Below are 20,148 nucleotides of genomic sequence, written 5' to 3' on the forward strand. Positions count from 1 at the left end.
TAGAAGCTGGAAATTATAGGCAGAAAGAGTTAGTTCTTATGATGCCTATAATTTTCAGCTGCTAGCTTCTAACTTCTTCACAAATGATTGCTCTTGGTATTCTACTGGTTTTGGTGTTGCTACTGGTCGTGTTTGGCCTGTTGTTCCGCCTCCAGATTCTGACATCCATTTTTTCGGGTAGCTCCAATCGTGAAATTGGCGCTAGTAACCGTGTCAATGCGATTCTGTTCTTAGTATTTCTAGTTGTTGGCGGTGCCGCCTTTGCGTGGTCTTTTGCAGACAGCTTCGATGATATGAATCCGCCTATTGCCTCTGTGCACGGGCACGCTTTAGAGCGGATGTTCTGGACGACAATGGTTATTTTGGGAATTGCCTTCGTGCTAACTCAAGTGTTGTTGTTTGTATACTCGTACAAGTATCAGTATCGTGAAGGTCGTCGGGCTTTCTTTTTTGCGCACAACAACAAGATTGAGATCATCTGGACGCTGATTCCTGCCGTTGTAATGGCTGCTTTGGTATTCGCTGGTTGGAAAGAATGGACACGTATTACGGGCCCTGCACCTAAAGATGCAGTAGTTATCGAAGTAATGGGCAAGCAGTTTGGCTGGCTAGCTCGCTATCCTGGTCGTGACCAAAAACTCGGGGTAGTAAATTATCGGCTGATTGACGCTTCTAACGATTTCGGCCTTGATCTGAATGACGAAAGCTCACTGGACGATATTACATTCTCATCGGGTGCTCTTCATATCCCTAAGGGCCATCCCATTATGTTCAAGATTCGTTCGCGCGACGTTTTACATGCAGTATATATGCCTCATTTCCGAGTGCAGATGTATGCTGTGCCGGGTATGCCTACCAAGTTTTGGTTTACACCTACTCTAACAACTGAGGAAATGCGAGCTAAGACAGGTAATCCTAAGTTTACCTATGAAATTGCTTGCAACCAGATATGCGGTCGGGGGCATTTTGCCATGCGAATGGAGGTAATTGTAGAGGAACCAGAAGACTACATTGCTTGGTTGTCACAGCAGAAGTCTTTCTCATCGCAAAATCCTGAGCTTATGGCTAACTTGAAAAAGAAAGCACAAAGTCAGAAAACGGTTGGAGCAACTGCTCCGGTAGGCCCCGCAGCTACAGCTGCGGTACAGTCGGCTACTCCAGCTTCGTTGTAACTAATTTTTAACGCACGCTTCTTTATGGCTGCTAATATTCCTACAAACGCACAGGCGCAAGGCGGCATCGGCGTTTCGGTCCCCCATACCGAACACGATGAGCATCTGCACCATGATGAGCACCACGAGCAAAGCTTTGTTTCGAAGTACATTTTTAGTACGGACCATAAAGTAATTGCAAAGCAGTTTCTCATTACAGGTATTTTCTGGGCTATCTTAGGCGGTACGCTGTCTAGTTTGTTCCGTCTGCAACTTGGTTGGCCAGAGGCTACTCTAGAGTGGCTAACTCCTGTATTAGGCAAGTGGATAGAAGCTGGTAAGCTGAATCCAGAGTTTTACTTGGCTCTGGTGACAATGCACGGCACTATTATGGTGTTTTTTGTGCTAACAGCAGGCTTGAGCGGTACATTCTCAAACTTCTTGATACCGCTACAGATAGGTGCCCGTGACATGGCTTCGGGCTTTATGAACATGCTCTCATACTGGTTCTTCTTTATTTCCAGTGTGGTTATGTTCTCATCATTGTTCATCGAAACGGGACCGGCTGCAGCGGGTTGGACAATTTATCCTCCCCTAAGTGCGCTACCGCAAGCTATTCCAGGCTCTGGTGCTGGTATGACATTGTGGCTGGTATCGATGGCATTATTCATTGTATCGCAGTTATTGGGTGGTGTTAACTATATCACTACTATCATTAACCTGCGTACCCGTGGTATGTCAATGTCAAAGCTGCCGTTGACTATCTGGTCGTTCTTCCTGACGGCTGTGCTAGGTTTGCTAGCTTTCCCTGTACTTTTCTCGGCTGCACTACTACTAATATTTGACCGTTCGTTCGGTACTAGCTTCTTCCTGTCGGATATTTACATTGCTGGTCAAGCATTGCCTAATACCGGTGGTAGCCCAATTCTGTTCCAGCATTTATTCTGGTTCTTAGGTCACCCAGAGGTATATATTGTAATTATGCCGGCTATGGGTATGGTATCAGAGATTATGGCTACCAATGCCCGTAAACCCATTTTTGGCTATCGTGCCATGATTGGTTCGCTACTTGGTATTTCATTGCTATCATTTGTCGTGTGGGCTCACCATATGTTCGTGACAGGAATGAACCCATTTCTGGGCTCAGTATTCATGTTCTTGACCCTGATTATTGCAGTGCCTTCTGCAGTAAAGACATTTAACTGGCTCGCTACCTTATGGCGGGGTAACATTCGCTTCACTACAGCGATGTTGTTCTCTATTGGCTTTGTGTCGCTTTTCGTATCAGGTGGTCTGACAGGTATTATTCTAGGTAATGCTGCTTTGGATATACAAATGCACAATACCTACTTCGTGGTAGCTCACTTCCACTTAGTAATGGGTAGCTCGGCATTCTTTGGACTGTTTGCTGGTGTATACCACTGGTTTCCCAAGATGTTTGGTCGTATGATGGATGAGAAGTTGGGATACATTCACTTCTGGTTGACTTTCTTGGGGGTTTACTTAGTATTCCTACCCATGCACTATGTAGGCATTGCCGGTTTCCCTCGTCGATATTATTCTTGGACTGGTTTCGATGCATTCAGCCAGTTTGCTGATTTGAACAAGTTCATTTCAGTAGCAGCTATCCTCGCCTTCTTCGCGCAGTTCGTATTCATCTTCAACTTCTTCTACAGTATATTCCGTGGTCGTCGGGCTACGGAGAATCCTTGGCAGTCGAATACATTGGAATGGACTACGCCGGTTCTTCCGGGCCACGGCAACTGGCCAGGGGCTATTCCAGCAGTGTATCGTTGGCCTTACGACTACAGCAAGCCAGGTGCAGAGACGGACTTCATTCCGCAAAACGTACCGTTCTCGCAAACACAGTCGTCTAATATGCCTTACGAGCGAGAAATGGCCGATTAGTTTTTGCCTAAATACACGAAAAAGGGCCTCTGTATCCACGGTGGCCCTTTTTCGTGTATTTAAGCGATATTAAAACTAAGTTTTTGCTTAATTTTTTGAAGCCATACACTCGTGTAATGGGTTACACGAGTAAGAATATATTTCACCTATGTACGCACCTGCTTTTGTTCGCCGGTTTCGTTTTTTTGGTGTGCTCACGGTTGTATCGGTTTACTTGTTAATACTGGTAGGAGGTATCGTACGTAGCACAGGATCCGGAATGGGTTGCCCTGATTGGCCGAAATGCTTTGGTACTTGGATACCACCCACTGATAGCAGCCAACTTCCGGCTGATTATAAAGAAGTGTATACAGCACAGCGGGTAGCTAAAAATAAACGGCTAGCACTTACTTTAGAGAGGTTTGGCTTTCGACAAGTAGCCAGCAATATTTTTGCGCATCCGACACAATACATAGAAACAGACTTCAATCCGGTGAAAACCTGGATTGAGTATGTGAACCGTTTAGTAGGTGCTCTGATTGGGGTATTTGTGTTCGTAACGGTTGTACTAGCTTTTCCCTACTGGCGTCGCGACCGAGTGGTGTTTTGGCTGGCATTCTTAGCATTCGTTCTTACTGGCGTGCAAGGTTGGTTAGGTTCTTTGGTGGTTTCCACCAATCTATTACCTATCATGATAACTGTACATATGGGGCTTGCACTGATTATAGTTGCCATATTGATTTATGCAGTCGAACGTTCGCAGCGGGATGTAGTAAAAGCTGAGAATACCGCAGCAACTGTGTCAGGAGGAATGTCTGTCTGGCTTTGGTTAATGGTGTTACTTACATTCGGCCAAATAGTGTTGGGCACGCAAGTGAGAGAGCAAGTGGATTTAGTAGCTACGGCTAATAGCTACATGCAACGTCACACTTGGATTGAGCAGTTAGGGGACGTTTTCGCAGTGCACCGTACATTTTCAGCAGTGCTACTGCTGCTGAACGCTTACGTAGTATACAAGCTGTACCGGCAGCCTAATCAGCGTTTACATCGTTTAGCTACGATAGTCATTGGTGTAATTATCGTAGAAATTCTGGCTGGTGTTACATTGTCTTATTTTAGTATACCAGCTGCAGTGCAGCCTGTACATCTTTTATTAGGCACGTTGCTGTTCGGTTCGCAGTTTATCCTACTGCTGGCTTACCGGCATGTGCGTAAAGCAATGAAGGAAGCCACGTTTCCGCGGGTTGTTGCGTAACTTTGGGTTCGCGTTTGGTCGGATTCAAAGGCCAATCATTAGTTCAACCTCTCGGATGTATAAAGCCAGAGCTTTTTTTCAGCTACTCAAGTTTCGTTTGGCCCTGACAGTGGCCTTCTCTAGTGCCATTGGATACTTGTTGGGCGCTCGTGAGCTTGACTTAGGTAGGGCACTTTTAGTGTTAGTGGGTGGCCTATTAGTGACGGGCTCAGCCAATACCATCAACCAGATTTTCGAGAAGGACCTCGATAAGTTGATGAAACGTACTGCTAAGCGGCCAATCCCTACTGGAGTGATAAGCGTTAAGGAGGGTTGGGTGTTTGTTTTTGTAACGGGCTTTTTGGGGTTAGGAATCTTAGCATACCTCTTCAACCCCCTGACGGCAGCACTTTCGTTACTGTCGCTAATTTTATACGGGTTTATCTATACGCCTCTTAAAACGATTTCGCCAGTGTGTGTAGCTGTTGGGGCTATACCAGGTGGAATGCCCCCCATGATTGGGTGGGTGGCGGCTACTGGCGTATTAGGGGTAGAAGCCTGGATTCTATTTGGTATTCAGTTTATGTGGCAGTTCCCACACTTTTGGGCTATTGCTTGGGTATTAGATGACGATTATAAAAAAGCTGGTTTCAAAATGCTGCCTACCCCTGGTGGAAAAGATTTGCGCACAGCTATTCAGATTATGACCTATACGATGGTGCTGATTCCCTTAAGTTTGCTGCCCACCGTTTTCCATATGACGGGTACTACTTACGGAATAATTGCGGTAGTATGCGGAGTTTTATTCCTAGGACAAACGTTCTATCTCATGCGCACCTGCTCCAAAAAAGCAGCTATGAGCATCATGTTTGGTTCTTTTCTCTATCTACCCATTGTGCAGATCGCGCTGGTCTTCGACAAACTGTAACTTACTCCTCATATGCATACTTCCGAAGTTTTAACCGCTAAAGAACCTGGTACTGGTCAACACCCGTACCGTTTGCAACTGATTTTGTTGATGATCAGTAGCTCTATGATTTTTGCAGCCTATACCAGCGCATACATTGTGCGGCGCGACGAAGGCAACTGGCTGGAGTTTGCTTTACCTATGGCGTTGGCTATCAATAGCGCTATTATTTTAGTAAGCTCCGGTACCATGCAGTGGGCCTATATGGCTGCTCGGCGCAACAGCATCAAACAAGTACGTATTGCTCTGATACTAACCTTTGTACTAGGATTGGCTTTCTTGGTAGGGCAGTGGAACGTGTGGGGAGATTTAGTTGCTAGCCGAATTTTCTTTGGTGGCACCGACGCCAATCCTTCTGGTTCGTTCGTATACGTGCTCATGGGCGTACACGCCTTCCACCTTGTTACTGGCCTAATTTTCTTATGGATTGTGCTCCGCAAAAGTTTGCGCTATGAAGTGCATTCCAAACAAATGCTTTCGATAGGTAATGCGACTATCTACTGGCACTTCCTCGGTGGGCTTTGGTTGTACCTGTATTTGTTCCTACTTTTGAACCACTAGTATTGTCTTACCCCGCATAGTATGTCCACTTCTTCCTCAACGCTGGCCCCCACGACGAATTCGGTCGAACTCGAACAGCCACGTTCCGGCACCTGGGACGGCGGTAACGAACCCTTTAAAGCGAGCTACGGCAAGCTGATGATGTGGTTCTTCCTGCTGTCGGATGCTTTCACGTTCGCGGCCTTTTTGACCACTTATGGCATGATTCGCCACCGCAACCCGGTGTACGTAGGTGATGTCAAGGATTTTGAATTCTCAACGGCTTACTGGCCTATTCCCGAGAAGGTATTCAATGCCTTTCCTGGTTTCCACGGGCAGGATCTGCCTTTGGCCTTCGTGGCGTTGATGACCATGATTCTCATCTTTAGCTCCGTTACGATGGTATTGGCTGTAGAAGCGGGCCACCGTATGGATAAGAATGACGTGCAGAAGTGGTTGCTGTGGACCATTTTGTTCGGAGCTACTTTCTTGGGCTCTCAAGCATGGGAGTGGAGCCACTTTATTAGCGGCCACGAAGAAGGTACTTTGATGAGTGATGGAACCATCTTCCATGGTGCAAACCTGACGATGAATCAATATGGTCCTGTATTGTTTGGCGACTTGTTCTTCTTTATAACTGGTTTCCACGGCACACACGTATTTTCAGGTGTCTGCTTACTGGTATGGGCCTTTATTGCTACTACCAATGGCACTTTTGAGAAGCGTGGCCACTATGAGATGGTAGAGAAAATAGGCCTTTACTGGCACTTTGTGGACTTGGTATGGGTGTTTGTTTTCACCTTCTTCTACCTCGTTTAACCATAGAAGCAGATGGCTGGTCACTCATTGTTAGATTGAGGTGATCAGCCATCCACTTGTTTAATCATTCAATCATTCAGTTATAATGGCACATCACGTCGAAGTTCAGCATAACGAGCTGCGGGAAATTCCGAAGCCCAATACCGGCTGGATCTGGAAAACCTTCTGGGTATTGGTAGGCATCACAGCCGTGGAATTTGTTATTGCTTTCACCATGGAGGCAAGCACCCTGCGCAATAGCATTTACATTGTGCTGACCATTTTCAAAGCTTTCTTTATTGTAGCTGAATTCATGCACTTAAAGCATGAAACCAAAGGGCTTATCTGGAGCATCCTGATTCCAACTGCTTTGCTCATCTGGCTACTGGTAGCTTTAGTGACGGAGGGTTCTTACGCTGGCGAACTGCTTCAGCATACTTTCGGAAACTAATTTATGCGGCCCCGGCAAACCCTGTTGTTGGGCCTCATGCTGCTTGTGCCCGTTTTAGCTTTTTTATTTTTAAAAAGCTTCGGCACTAATCATTACGCGCTGCCAATTTTCTTTCCCGAACGTGTTGACTCAACACAAGTAGGTGGAAAGTGGCAGCGCGATACTGTTTATCACCATCTCAGTAGCTTTGGACTAACAGGGCAAACCGGACATGCCATAGATCTAGCAGGAATAACAGATCGTGGTTTATATGTGGCCAGTTTTTTATGTGCCAATTGCCCTGGGGCTTCGCCAGAGCCCATTGCGCAGCTAGCTCGTGTGCAGGAACTGTACCGTCAAGACCCTCAGGTGAAACTAGTGACGTACATAACAGCTGGCCTCACACCAGAGAAAGCAGCCGAGCAGTATGGTGCTATTGCGGGCAAGTGGTGGTTTCTGGCCGGTGATACTACAGCTGTGCAGCGTGTAGCCGAAGATTATCATCTGTCGCTTGTTGATAACAGCACTATTCAAACGTCGAACTTGTTTCTAATAGACCGCGACCAGCACGTGCGCGGCATTTACGACGGTACCAAGCACAAAGAGATTGATCGGCTATTGACCGAAATAGGCGTTCTATTGTACATCTATGAGCACGACGACGCAGGCCGCTAACCCTGGCGGTAACACAAAATACAAGATATTGGCGGGTGTACTGGGCGCAGTAATACCGCTAGCAGTAGCCGTTCTGTATTTCTTTCCGGGAATTCTGAAGGTAGAAGGTGTCAACGTGAAGATGCTGCCAGCTGTAAATGCCGGGTTGAACTCCTTGACGGCTGTTTTTCTGGTGCTCGGATATTATTTCATTCGTCGCAAGGACGTAGTGCGCCACCGTGCCATGATGGGCGCGGCTTTTCTGCTAGGTGCGTTGTTTTTGGTATCTTACGTAGCCTATCACTCACAGGGCATTGTCACAAAGTTCGGTGGGGTAGGCGCTATCCGGGGCGTGTATTACTTTCTGCTGCTGACGCATATTGTGCTGGCCGCTGTAACGGTTGCTTTGGTGTTGTTTACACTGTATTATGCCTTGACTGAACAGTTCGCCAAGCATCGGCGTATCGCCCGTTGGACCTTCCCCATCTGGCTGTATGTATCTGTCACGGGGGTGATTGTGTATTTCATGATTGCACCGTACTACGTTTAGCGTTTTGATAGTGTAAAACAAGTAGTCAAGTTGAAACTTAACACCAGTCTAGGTGTTCAAACTGTATGAAAAAGGCTTTCACTTCCAGTGTATTTCTACTACTGCTGAGCACACTACTAAGCGTGCTTCCATTGGCTACGCAAGCGCAATGCGTATTATGTAAATCACAGGTAGAGGCGTCGCGTACAGAAAAGGATGGTTACGACGTGACAGGTTTGAACAAAGGCATTGTGTACCTGATGACAGTTCCCTACCTCCTGATGGGTACGGTAGGCTACTTCTGGTATCGCAACGTACAGAAGAAAAAAGTTGCGCAACAGTAAGGCAGTTGTATTCTTCATACAGCAATTGCATTAAGTCGTGAATGCCGCCAAATGGCGGCATTTTTGTTAGTTTCCGGGTAGGTTTGCGCTGTGGTGCCTAGTGTCTGTTAGCCTTCTGCCTTGTTGAAATCGAATCGTTTCTTTCCGTTGTTTTTGCTGCTGGCAGCCGTTTTGTGCTTCGCCGGGGCCTACGTCAGCAATCAGTACGCGCAACGTTCGGGCTCTTTGTTCCGAGCTGATGCCTTGCGTTTGCAAAACCTGCTGACGGAAGCTGAGCTTACGGCCCGCTACGAAGCCGAAACAGTGGTAAGCAGTCTGCGGCAGTATAAGCCAACGTTTGGGGAGCTGGTAAGCAGTACTACCTACCCTTGTTTTGTATACGAGGGCGAGGAATTGGTAAGCTGGTCAGATCATACACTGGAACCCGATCAGGCGCTGGTAGACGAGCAGTTTCGGGAGAAGATGGTAGAAATGCGTTTTGGGCATTATCTGGTGCTTCGCCAAGTGCTCGGACCGTATACAGTCATCACCTATGTGCCCCTGGAGCAGCACTACGGTATCAGCAACCGCTACTTACGCAATGGGGCCGGGCAGGCATTGTTCCGGGGGATGAATATCCGACTGGTTCCTACCAGTGCCAGCCCGCGCCTACCCCGTTTGTATACCGATGCGGGAGATTACTTGTTTTCGGTTGAGAGTCTGCAACCCAACCCTATCACAGGTAAGTACCTACCCTGTTTCCTCCTCTTGTTAGGCCTAGGGTGCTATTTGCTATGTTGGTGGCAAATGGCGCGGCGGCGCTTTCAAGCGGGCAAGGCGCTGAGTGGCGCCATCGTTGTAATCCTGGCGCTGGTGGTATTGCGGGCGGCACTGCTCTTTGCGGGCCTACCTTTCTCTTTAATTGAGCTACCGCTCTTTGACCCGCGCGTGTACGCAGCCTCTTGGCTGTCGCCTTCATTGGGTGATTTGCTGATTAATGCGTTGCTATTGCTGGTAGGAGCCTACTATGCGTTGTTGCTGTTTCGGCGCTACCGGATTGTGCGGCGGGTGCGGCAGGTGCGTAGCCAACTCATGCGGCTGCTGCTGGGCGTGGTGGCAGTGCTGGGCTATTTTGGGCTGATGGTGCTGCTGTACCAGTTCTTCTCCAATAGCTTCAACAACTCGCAACTGGTGCTCGACATCACGCAGAGCATTCAGGTAAGCGGCTTCAAGGTATTGCTGTGCCTAGCGCTGGTGCTACACGGTGGGGCATATATGGTCGGCTTCTTTTTGCTGTCGCAATTGTTTACGGCGTCGGTACGGCCTACATCCAAGCTATCGGATGTGGTGCTGCTGAGCTTTTTCATGCTGCTGTTTCTGCCAACTGGCCTCATCCTCAACCAGCCCTACCTCACGTTGCTGGGGCTGGCGCTGCTTTTCTTTGCTGTGCTGCGCCTTACAGGGTTGAAGCAATTGGTGAACGTAGTGCCGTATCAGATCTACCTGTTTATCTTCCTGATGTTGGCCGTCATATCGGCCGTAGGGGCGCTGGCTTTATATGAGTTTGCTGATCAGCAGCTTATCTTATCCAAACAAAAGGTAGCGGGCAATCTATTGATCGATAACGATCTACAAGGTGAATACCTGTTGGCGGAACGCACGCGTCATATGGCTGCCGATCCACGCATTCAGAAGGTCTTAGCCAATCCGTTTGCCAACCAGGAAGTGGTGCGGCAGAAAATCGATAAGTACTACCTGCGCGATTACTTTGATAAATATGAGGTAGCCGTTACGCTGTTTGGCCCCTCGGGCACCACGGCCGATAGCAGCATATTTCTACCAGCTCTGCGCCGCCGGTTGCTCGCAAACGCTACCCTCACCGATCAGAAAGGCATCTACCTGATTCGCGGTAGCAACTCCTTCAGTACGCGGCGCTACGTGGCGCTGGTGCCCGTGCCGGCTGACAGCAGTCGGGAAAGCACTATTGTGCTGGAATTGTCGCTTAAGAAGCTAACTGCCTATAGCGTAGTGCCCGAGCTATTGATAGACCAAAAATTCTTTCAGCCGGGACTGGGGCCGGAGTTAAGCTATGCTGGCTACGAAAACAACCAGTTGGTGTACAGCGAGGGAGACTTTGACTACGTGAACCAGCTGACCAACAGTGTATTGAATGATAGCAGGTTGTATAGTTCGGGCCTGGCTATCAATGGCTTTCACCATCTGGGCGTGAAAGGGCCGCAGCAACGGCTAGTTATCGTAACCACACCCACCTACTCATTTGGTAACTGGCTGGCTAATTTCTCCTTCCTGTTTCTGCTACATACGTTTTTCTGGCTGGTGTGTATCGGCATCTACACGCTGGCGCAGGGCCATTCGTTGGAGGTGTTCCGAACCAACTTCAGCACCAAGATTCAGCTGTTTCTGAACTTCGGAATTTTGGTGCCACTATTGATTGTGAGCGTAGCAACGGCCAGCCAGGTAACGAGCTCCTACAAACGCGACCTGTTGCGGGCCTATGAGCGCCGCGGCAAGGCCGTGCAGGAAAGCCTGCTTCGCAACCGGGCTATTCTTACCGACTCTGCCAACCACAGCGCTATTATCGACCTAGCTGAAAACGTAGCCAGCATCACCGATACGGACCTGAACCTGTATGACGCCCACGGCATGTTGCAGGTGAGCAGTCAGCCGCTCATTTTTGAGGCGGGGTTGCTGAGCCCGTTGATGAATCCGCAAGCCATGGCTTCGCTGGCCGAGCACGGGCAGCCGCGCAAGCTACTAACTGAGCACGCCGGCACGCTATCGTTCAACGCACTCTACCTACCCTTACGCGCTGGGACGGTGCGCGCCGGCAAACCAGCGCCGGTTATCGGCTACGTGGGCATTCCATTCTTCGACTCTGAGAAAGACCTGGACGGGAAGCTGATTGAACTGATATCAACCAGTCTGAACATCTTCACGGTGATGTTTATTCTGTTTTTGATTCTGACGTTCGTGGCCTCGCGCATTCTGACGGCCCCGCTCAAGCTCATCACGGCCAAGCTGAAGCAAACGACCCTCACGGACCGCAACGAGCTGCTAGAATACAACTCGGCTGATGAGATTGGGCTGCTGGTGCGTGAGTACAATGGCATGCTGATGAAGCTGGAAGCCAGTAAGTTGGAGCTTGCGGCGCAGGAAAAAGAAGCCGCCTGGCGCGAAATGGCCCGACAAGTGGCCCACGAAATCAAGAATCCGCTCACGCCGATGAAGCTTTCGTTGCAATACTTGCAGAAAGCCATTGCGGAGCACCGGCCCAACGTGCAGGAGCTGATCGGGAAGATTTCGCAAACGCTCATCACCCAGATTGATGTGCTCTCGGATATTGCCACGTCGTTCAGCACCTTCACCAACCTACCCGCCATGCGTCCCGAGCGCCTGGATATTATTCCGATTCTGCGGCGGTGCGTGAGCCTGCACCAAAGCAATGCCATTGGCGGGCATCTCTACCTGCTACTGCCGGATGATGCTGATAGTGGGAACTATGAGGTGTTTGCCGATGAAAACCTGCTGGTACGTACTTTTAATAATTTGCTGATCAACGCGTTGCAGGCAGTGCCGCCGGGTCAGCACCCCGATGTAGGCCTGTGGTTGGAATATCAGCCGGACGGTCAGCACTTGCTGATTTGTGTGCAGGACAACGGTGCCGGTATCCCGCTGGAAGTGCAGGACAAGATTTTCAAACCAAATTTCACTACCAAAGAACAGGGTTCGGGTATTGGCCTGGCTGTAGCCCGACGCGGTATTGAAAGCGCAGGCGGGCGTATCTGGTTTGAGACGGAAGAGGAGGTAGGCACCACATTCTTCGTAGAACTGCCCTTGGCGCCGGAGAAGAAGTAAGATGGTGAGTGGTGAACTTGTGAAAGGGTAGGGCTTATTAAGGGTGTAGTTTGCGCAAACGGCTCAATTAGAGCATCATATTCATTCTTTTACAAGTTCACAGCCTGCCCATTTCCGTTCGGCACGAATCGTGGGTAGGTGTGCGTTAGGTAGCAAACAGATACGGGCGAAACTGAATAGCATGAGGAACAGCTTTACGCGTCAATTTTTGCGCTGGGGCTGCCTGTTGTTGCTATTCGTGGCGGCGCGGGGGCCACTGCTGGCTCAGGAGGCCGGTCCGCCCAGCACCCGCCGCTGCCGCTGGGTACAGCTGGCGCCTGCCCGCGACACGGCCACGTTTCGCCTACCCGACTCGCTAACGGTAGTCCCTACCTCCGTGACAGTACCGGGCCACACAGTAGCCTATGATGCGCGCACCGATACCTACCAGTTTCTGCGTCAGCGCACGCGCTACCCCTCGCCTGAGCCGGGGCAGCCCGACCTTATTCTACCCCGGCAAGAGGCCGATTCGGTACTGGTGTGTTACCGGGTGCTACCGTTGGCGCTGGCCGCGCCGCGCTACCGGCGTCCACGCAGCTTGTTGGATAGCGTGGCCTTTCGGGAAAAGCCTGTGGGGTACGAAGATTTTGCAGTGAAGGAGCAGATTCTGAATACGCCGGGCATCAACAAAACCGGCAATCTGTCGCGGGGGGTGTCGTTTGGCAACACGCAGAACGTGTTTGTCAACTCTGCCCTGAACCTGCAACTGGAGGGCAAGCTCACGGACAAAATCAACCTGACGGCGGCCATTTCCGACCAAAACGTGCCGTTTCAGCCAGAAGGAAATACGCAGCAGTTGCAGGAATTTGACCGGATTTATGTGACGCTCACGCACCCTAACTGGAGCCTGACGGCTGGTGACGTGGTGTTGCGCAACAAGCCCGACTATTTCCTGCGCTACTACAAGAACATTCAGGGGGCAGCTATTGAAGCCAACTTCAAGCAGGGCCCGCGGGCGCGCAGCAGCACCGTGGTAGCAGCTGGTATGGCAAAGGGTAAGTTTGCGTCTATCGACGTGTTGCCCATCGACAACGTGCAGGGACCTTACCGGATGCGCGGCCCGAATGGGGAGCAGTTCATCATCCTGCTGGCCAATTCCGAGCGCGTGTACCTAGACGGCCGCCTGCTGACGAGGGGATTCGACTTCGACTACATCGTAGACTATAACCAAGCGGAAATTACTTTCACTCCCAACCATCTCATTACCAGTAATTCGCGCATCAAGGTAGAGTTTGAGTATTCTGACTTCAACTACTCTCGTTCGCTCACTACCCTTAGTCATTACCAGCAACTAGGCAAATTGCAAGTGCGGGCCAACTACTACCGCGAGGCCGATAACCCCGATAACTCGCCCAACCTGACGCTGAGCGAGGCTGACCGCGCCCGTCTGCGCAGCATCGGCGACAACGTGAACTTGGCGACTACCTCCGGCGTCGATTCGGTGACCTACAACCGTAACCAGGTGCAGTACAACCGCAACGTCATCACGGATGCCAATGGCGACCGGCGCGTGGTATACCAGTTTGCTACCGGTGCCGACACGCTGCGGGGCGTCTACAATGTGCGCTTTACCAACCTAGGGCCTAACCGGGGCGATTATGTGCTGAGTACAGTCAATAACGATGTGACTGCCAACGGGCAGGTGTACCGTTATGTGGCGCCCGTGGGCGGCGTGTCGCAGGGGAGCTACGCGCCGGTGCGCCTGCTGCCTACCCCGCTGCTCAAGCAAATGGCTACGGCCGGGGCTACCTATCAGGTTGACTCAACGGCCAGTGTATTTGTAGATGTGGCGTCGTCGCAGTTGGATGTGAACCGGTTTTCGCCGGAAGCGGCGCAGGGACAGGCCATGCGGGTGGGTTACGCTGTGCAGAACCGCCGCATCAACCTGCCGGGCCTGCGCGACTACCGCTTGCAGAGCGACCTGACGTTTGAATATACTAGCCATCGATTTTCGCCGATTGACCGGTACCGCGACATTGAGTTTGACCGTAACTGGAGCAACAACATCAATGGCTCAGTAGCCGCTCAGACCAACACCACCAGCCTGACGCCGCGCGAGGATAATATTCTGAATTTTTCGGTGGGTGCGGTGAAGGATATCAATAACAGCATCAGCTACCACTTGAGTCGGCGCTACCGCGCTAAGGAGGTAGACGGTACCCAGCACTGGCTTGAGGCGGCGCACCAGTTGGGCAACGTTCAGCTGCGCGGCAACCTGTTTCTGTTGAACGCGCAGGTAGGGCGGCGGGAGTCGAAGTGGGCGCGGGGCGAGGCCACGGCGCGCTACGTGGCCGGCCCTGTGGTGCCCGGTTACGCCTACCGCTTCGATAAAAACCGCGTGGCCCTACCCAACGGCGACTCGCTGTTTACGGCTAACTACTACGACGAGCACCAAGTGTTTGTGCAGAGCCGCGATTCGGCCCGCACCCGCTTCCGCCTCGACTACACTTATCGCCGCGACCAGACGCCTCTGAACAATGAGCTGCAAACCCGCGGCCGTGCTCAAACCTGGCAGGGCTCGTTGGCCAGCCGCATTGGCCGCAACCAGGATATTGCGCTGGTAGCCACCTACCGCGACCTGGTAGCCCGCGACAGCGCCCGCCAGCGCACGGTGCTAGGTAAGATAGACTGGAACGCAACCTTCCTCGACAACGTGTTTCGCTCGGAGTTGAATTACAGCGTGGCTACTGGCCGCGAGCTGCGGCGGGACTATTCCTTCCTGCCCGTCACCAACGGCCAAGGCACGCACTACTACGGCGGCGACGCCGACGGAAACGGCCGCCAAGACAAGGACGAGTTCTTTGAGGCGCCTACCTCAGATGCGCAGTATCGCACATACATCAAGGTGTATTTGCCCACTGATCAGTACATTACGGCCTATACCAACCGCCTGAGCTACCGCTTGAGCACCACCGCACCCCGGGGTTGGCGCGAAGCAGGCAAGCTGCTGAGCTTTGTGGCGCGGTTCTCGGCCATTACCACTATCACGCTCGACAGTCGCACTACCGACAACAGCCTGCGGGCGCGCCTGAATCCGTTTTCCTATCAAGTAGAGGATAACCAGCTACTAGGAATGAACAAGTTACTGCGCAATACGCTGTACTTCAACCGCTCCAACCCAATTTTTGGGGCGGAGCTGACGGCCCAGCAAACCCAGCAGAAGGTACTGCTCACGCAGGGTTTCGATATCCGCAATCTGGCTTCGCAGAGCTTGTTGCTGCGCCGCACGCTGGCTCAGCAATTTACGGGGCGTTTCACAGTATCGCGGAGCGTGCGCGGCAACGAGTCGAGCTACCTGGACACGCGCAACTACCGGCTGCGGCTCTACGAGGTTGCCCCCGAAATCAGCTACCAGCCCAGCAGCACCTTGCGCTTCACAGGTACGTATCTGCGCACCGTAAAGCAGAACACTTTTAAAGACGGTACCGACGCCGACGCTCGCGGTGCCTTCGATCAGCTAGGCCTCGAAACGCGCGTGAGCCAGGTGAGCAAGCGTACCATCACGGCCGCTACACGCTACGTGCGGGTAGGGTTCGACGGCGACGTAGCCTCGGTGGTGGGCCTGGAAATCCTGCAAGCCCTGCGCCCTGGTAATAACATCACCTGGAATCTGAATCTGGAACAGCGCCTCAGCAATGGCCTCAACATCACAGTAGCCTACGACGGCCGCAAGCCCAACGGCCTACAAGCTGTGCACACAGGTAGGATGCAGGTATCGGTGTTGTTTTGATTATTATTCTTTGTCATCCTGAGCTTGCGAAGGACCTTCTCACGCTAGAACAAGTCGTTGTTACGAGCATCGTGCTGACGTGAGAAGGTCCTTCGCAAGCTCAGGATGACAAAAAGTAAGTTTACGGTAAACCGTTTAACAACCGTTGCAAAGCTGGCAGCATGGCCAGCTCCGCTTGCCCGGCCGGTGCTTTAGCGGCTTCCAGCTGCTGTTGTGCGGCCTTTTTCCAGGCGGCGGTAGGCGTCTGGCCTTGCTCTAGCAGTTGCAGCCGCTCCAAGGCCAGCGCCGAAAGGGCGCTCAGACGGGCCGAAAGCGGCCCATACTCACGCAGGCTGGCTGAGGTGTTGAAGAGCAGTTGGAGTTTCACATCGTTGGCCTGCCACTGCGTGAGGGGCGCCCGCACTGCCGCCAAGGCCGGTAGGGCGGCGGGTAGGGGGGAAGCGGGGGTAGTACCTACCTGCGCCAACAGGGCATCTACCGCTGCGCTAAATTCCCGCGCCGCGTCCGATTCGGCGGGGGCCGCATCTACTAGGCGGTTGAGTGGGGTTTGGGTTGTGTATTTCATACCCTGAAAGTGGCGCTTGTACTCCTTTACGGGTTCTAGCACGCTGGCAAACGTGCGGAGCGGTGCCACGGGCTGCCCGGCGGCTAGCTGGCGCAGCAACTGCTCCGGCACGCGCCGGTGCCGAATGCCCAGCCGTTCCAGCTGCGCCGATACCAGCGCAAGACGACGGTACATATCTGGCACATCCGTGACGGTAGCCGGCGACCAAAACCGCTCCGCTATGGCCGCGGTGCGAGGCCAAATGCGGCTATCCACGATGACGCTATCCGCAAACTCAGCCCACATGGTGGCCTCGCCACCCAGCACCAGTTTCTTCTGGGCCTCGGTGAGCGGGGCGTCGGCGGGCAGCGGGTCGACGGCATAGTGGCTGGCGGCCGAGTAGTTCAAGTCGATGTAGTAGCCGTTGGAGAGGATGGCTGTGTGGTTGGTCTTCACGGCATCATACAGGCCTTTTTTGCCTCGCCAGCTCTGAATCACGGCCGATTCGGGTAGGCCTGGTCCCAGGATTTCATCCCAGCCCACCATCTTCTTGTTGTACTTGGTGAGCATAGCGAGAATGCGACGGTTGAAGTAGGTTTGCAGGGCGTGCTTATCGGGCTGTCCATTGCTTTTCACCAGCTTCTGTTCCTTCATGAACTGCACAATGCGCGGATTGCGCAACCATTGGCGTCCGTCATTCTCGTCACCGCCAATGTGGAAATACGGGTCAGAAAATAACTGCGTCATCTCGCCTAAGAGCGTGTCTATCAGCGTGTAGGTGGTTTCGCGGGTAGGGTCCATGGCAATGTTGAGCACGCCCCAGCGCGTGGCCACGCCGTAGGTAGAGTCGTTGGAGGCCAGCTCGGGGTAGGCGGCCAACCAGGCCGTAGCGTGGCCCGGCATGTCGAACTCTGGCACCACCCGAATGCCCCGCGCCGCTGCATAACGCTGCACCTCCCGCACCTGGGCCTGTGTGTAAAACTGTCCTTCGCCGCCTACCTGCGCCAAGCGCGGCAACCGCTGGCTTTCCACCCGAAAGCCCTGATCATCCGACAAATGCCAGTGCAGCACGTTCAGCTTCACGGCCGCCATAGCATCCAGATTGCGCTTGATAAGGGGCACGGGCATGAAGTGCCGGGCTGCATCAATCAGCAGCCCCCGCCACCCAAACCGGGGCTGGTCCTGAATATCAACTTCCGAGAAGTACAGCGCATTTTTATCTTTGGTCACGAGCTGTTCCAGCGTGGCCAGCCCGCGCAAGGCACCCAGGCTAGTAGGGGCGGTGAGAGAAATGCCCATAGGCGTCACGCGCAGGGCGTAGCGCTCCTCATCGCCATTGGCCATGCGGCCCGGCTTGCCGTACCGGATGCTGAGGGTAGGGGGCGTTTGGTTGGCCGCTGGTTTGGCTTTGGCGGGTGGCCGAGTAACACCAAGCTGCCGTAGCAGACGAGTTTGTACGCGCCGTGCCGCTGCCGCCACCGCGGTATCCGGCTGCGTATCGGCAGTGATGTGGTAAGAAAAGGTGTTGCGCAGGGGTATCCGCGCCGCGCCCCAGGTGGCCGTGGCGGGCACCGGCATTAGTTGATGCGTAGGAGGGGTAGGAGCTAACTGGGCCTGACTAGCTACTGCAGAAAGCAGTAACGATAAGAAAATCAGTCCGCAACGAGAAAAGGAAAGCATACGCAAGTGGGATGGGAGAACCGCAAGGTACTCCTACCAACGCAAACAGCCTGCCGGAGCCCTTGCCGGAATTTCTCGTAGAGGTTCGCACTCGCTCGGCTGTGCCGAGTGAGGACTACGCTTGAGGGGCTCTGCCCCGAATCCGGATGCGCCGTTTGGGCAGAGCCACGCTACCGCCAAGCAAACGCGCGCAGCAAAGCTGCTAGGGCGTAGTCCTCACTCGGCACAGCCGAGCGAGTGCGGAGGATTTGGTTAATCGTTGAACTCCGGGAACCTCTGCGCTTCCCTCCACGAGCCACTGCGGGAAATCCTCAAATCAGCCCTCGCGCCTTAAATTCCAGATAGCGGTTGAGCGTGTTGATGGTAAGTTGCTCGGGCGCCGTGAGTAGCGCATGGATACCGTAGCGCTGCAACTCCAGCACAATCTGCCGTTTCTCCTGGGCAAATTTCTCAGCAATGGTTTGATTATATACGTCCTCGGTGGTTTGGGCCGGCGCGTCCAAGAATTGGTGCAACTCCGTATTCTCGAAGAACACTACTAGCAGCAAATGGTCCTTGGCTAAGCGGCGCAGGTAGGGTAGCTGGCGCTGCATCCCGCTCAGCGTCTCGAAGTTGGTAAATAGAATTAGCAGGCTACGCTGGCGGATATTGGTCTTGATGGCCGTATAGAGTGTTTCGAAGCTGGTTTCGAGGTACTTGGTGCGCTGACGATACAGTACTTCCAGCAGCTTGCGCAGGTGGCCGCTGCGGCGCTCAGCCGGTACCAGGGCGCTCAGCTTGTTGGCAAACGTCACCAGCCCGGCTTTGTCGTGCTTGAGCAGGGCAATATTACTGACCACCAAGGTAGCGTTGATGGCATAGTCGAGCAGGCTGAGGCCGTGGAAGGGCATGCGCATCACCCTACCCTTGTCGATGAGGCAGTATACTTGTTGAGCGCGCTCGTCCTGAAAGTGGTTAACTACCAGCGCGTCGGTGCTGGCGCCAGCGCGACGGGCGGTGGCTTTCCAGTTGATGTTGCGCGGGTCGTCGCCGGGCACGTAGGGCCGGATTTGCTCAAACTCCATGCTGTGCCCTACCCGCCGAATACGCTTCACGCCCACCTCCGTGAGGCGGTTGCTGATGGCCAGTAGCTCGTACTGCCGCATTTGCAAAAACGATGGGTAGACCGGTACCAGTTGGTCTTGTCCATAGCGGAAGCGCCGGCGCACTAGCCCTAGCGGCGAGGCCACAAACACATTTACGGCCCCAAACGAGTACTCGCCGCGCTTAGTAGGCCGCAGCTGATAGCGAATCACCTGCGTTTCGCCTGCCTTCAACGCCGCTCGAAACAGCACATCGCGCCGCTGAAATTGATGCGGAATTTCATCAATGGTTTTGGTGTAAACGGCGAAGCGGTAACGATTTTCGAGGTAGATGGCAATGTCGTTGTCGGAGCCGTTGGCGAGCTTTTCGCCCATGACCCGCCGCCCAAATACCTGCCCACCAGGAGCGTACAGCAACAGCGCATCCAGTGCCACTAGCACCACCAGCAGCCCTAGCACCACCTGCATCGGCCCCAGCAACGAGGGTAGGAAAAACGCCACTACAAAGCCGGTCGTCAGTGCTGCGAGCAGGATGAAAAAGCGGGTGGTGAGGAAGAGGGATTTCATCTGGTTTCAGAGGCGAGTAAGAAAACGTCTGTCATCCTGAGCTTGCGAAGTACCTTCTCACGCAAAAACGACAAGCGTATCAACGACTCGTTCAACGGGCATAAGGTCCTTCGCAAG

General features: G+C 52.8%; 14 protein-coding genes. 12 read left to right on the plus strand and 2 right to left on the minus strand.

Annotated features, from left to right (window positions below):
• The first annotated feature begins 83 nt into the window (after positions 1–83).
• From MUN82_RS01200 to MUN82_RS01255, 12 genes are all read left to right on the plus strand, one after another.
• The gene (locus MUN82_RS01200; RefSeq protein ID WP_245094119.1) at positions 84–1,172 is read left to right on the plus strand and encodes a cytochrome c oxidase subunit II; all 1,089 of its coding nucleotides are present in this window, start codon (positions 84–86) and stop codon (positions 1,170–1,172) included.
• 24 nt (positions 1,173–1,196) lie between these two features.
• Positions 1,197–3,059, plus strand: a complete 1,863-nt coding sequence (locus tag MUN82_RS01205) for a cytochrome c oxidase subunit I (RefSeq protein ID WP_245094120.1) — start codon at positions 1,197–1,199, stop codon at positions 3,057–3,059.
• A gap of 148 nt (positions 3,060–3,207) precedes the next feature.
• Positions 3,208–4,293 carry a COX15/CtaA family protein gene (locus MUN82_RS01210; protein ID WP_245094121.1) on the plus strand — a complete coding sequence of 362 codons (1,086 nt, stop codon included), beginning with the start codon at positions 3,208–3,210 and terminating at the stop codon, positions 4,291–4,293.
• 55 nt (positions 4,294–4,348) lie between these two features.
• A complete protein-coding gene (cyoE, locus tag MUN82_RS01215; RefSeq protein ID WP_245094128.1) occupies positions 4,349–5,200 on the plus strand; it encodes a heme o synthase in 852 nt (283 codons plus the stop codon).
• A gap of 12 nt (positions 5,201–5,212) precedes the next feature.
• Positions 5,213–5,800, plus strand: coding sequence for a cytochrome c oxidase subunit 3 (locus MUN82_RS01220; protein WP_245094130.1), 588 nt, complete (start codon positions 5,213–5,215; stop codon positions 5,798–5,800).
• A 21-nt stretch (positions 5,801–5,821) separates the two neighbouring features.
• Positions 5,822–6,598: a cytochrome c oxidase subunit 3 gene (locus MUN82_RS01225; RefSeq protein ID WP_245094132.1), complete on the plus strand. Its 777-nt coding sequence runs from the start codon at positions 5,822–5,824 to the stop codon at positions 6,596–6,598.
• Between the two features lie 85 nt (positions 6,599–6,683).
• Positions 6,684–7,028 (plus strand): cytochrome C oxidase subunit IV family protein, encoded by a 345-nt coding sequence (locus tag MUN82_RS01230; protein ID WP_245094133.1) that lies wholly within the window; start codon positions 6,684–6,686, stop codon positions 7,026–7,028.
• A 36-nt stretch (positions 7,029–7,064) separates the two neighbouring features.
• Positions 7,065–7,682: an SCO family protein gene (locus MUN82_RS01235; protein ID WP_511184982.1), complete on the plus strand. Its 618-nt coding sequence runs from the start codon at positions 7,065–7,067 to the stop codon at positions 7,680–7,682.
• Positions 7,657–8,211 (plus strand): DUF420 domain-containing protein, encoded by a 555-nt coding sequence (locus MUN82_RS01240; RefSeq protein ID WP_245094135.1) that lies wholly within the window; start codon positions 7,657–7,659, stop codon positions 8,209–8,211. Before MUN82_RS01235 ends, MUN82_RS01240 begins: the two co-directional genes overlap by 26 nt.
• Positions 8,212–8,276: 65 nt before the next feature.
• Positions 8,277–8,534, plus strand: coding sequence for a CAMCR motif-containing small membrane protein (locus MUN82_RS01245; RefSeq protein ID WP_245094136.1), 258 nt, complete (start codon positions 8,277–8,279; stop codon positions 8,532–8,534).
• A 123-nt stretch (positions 8,535–8,657) separates the two neighbouring features.
• A complete protein-coding gene (locus MUN82_RS01250; protein ID WP_245094138.1) occupies positions 8,658–12,389 on the plus strand; it encodes a sensor histidine kinase in 3,732 nt (1,243 codons plus the stop codon).
• 181 nt (positions 12,390–12,570) lie between these two features.
• Positions 12,571–16,158 (plus strand): DUF8818 domain-containing protein, encoded by a 3,588-nt coding sequence (locus MUN82_RS01255; RefSeq protein WP_245094140.1) that lies wholly within the window; start codon positions 12,571–12,573, stop codon positions 16,156–16,158.
• Positions 16,159–16,279: 121 nt separating this feature from the next.
• On the opposite strand, the gene MUN82_RS01260 is transcribed toward MUN82_RS01255, so the two are convergent.
• The gene (locus MUN82_RS01260) at positions 16,280–18,382 is read right to left on the minus strand and encodes a beta-N-acetylhexosaminidase (protein ID WP_245094143.1); all 2,103 of its coding nucleotides are present in this window, start codon (positions 18,380–18,382) and stop codon (positions 16,280–16,282) included.
• A gap of 311 nt (positions 18,383–18,693) precedes the next feature.
• Complete coding sequence (locus tag MUN82_RS01265) at positions 18,694–20,031, minus strand: DUF58 domain-containing protein (RefSeq protein ID WP_245094145.1); 1,338 nt, start codon at positions 20,029–20,031, stop codon at positions 18,694–18,696.
• Positions 20,032–20,148: the final 117 nt, after the last annotated feature.

Source organism: Hymenobacter aerilatus (assembly GCF_022921095.1).
Taxonomy (GTDB): Bacteria; Bacteroidota; Bacteroidia; order Cytophagales; family Hymenobacteraceae; genus Hymenobacter; species Hymenobacter aerilatus.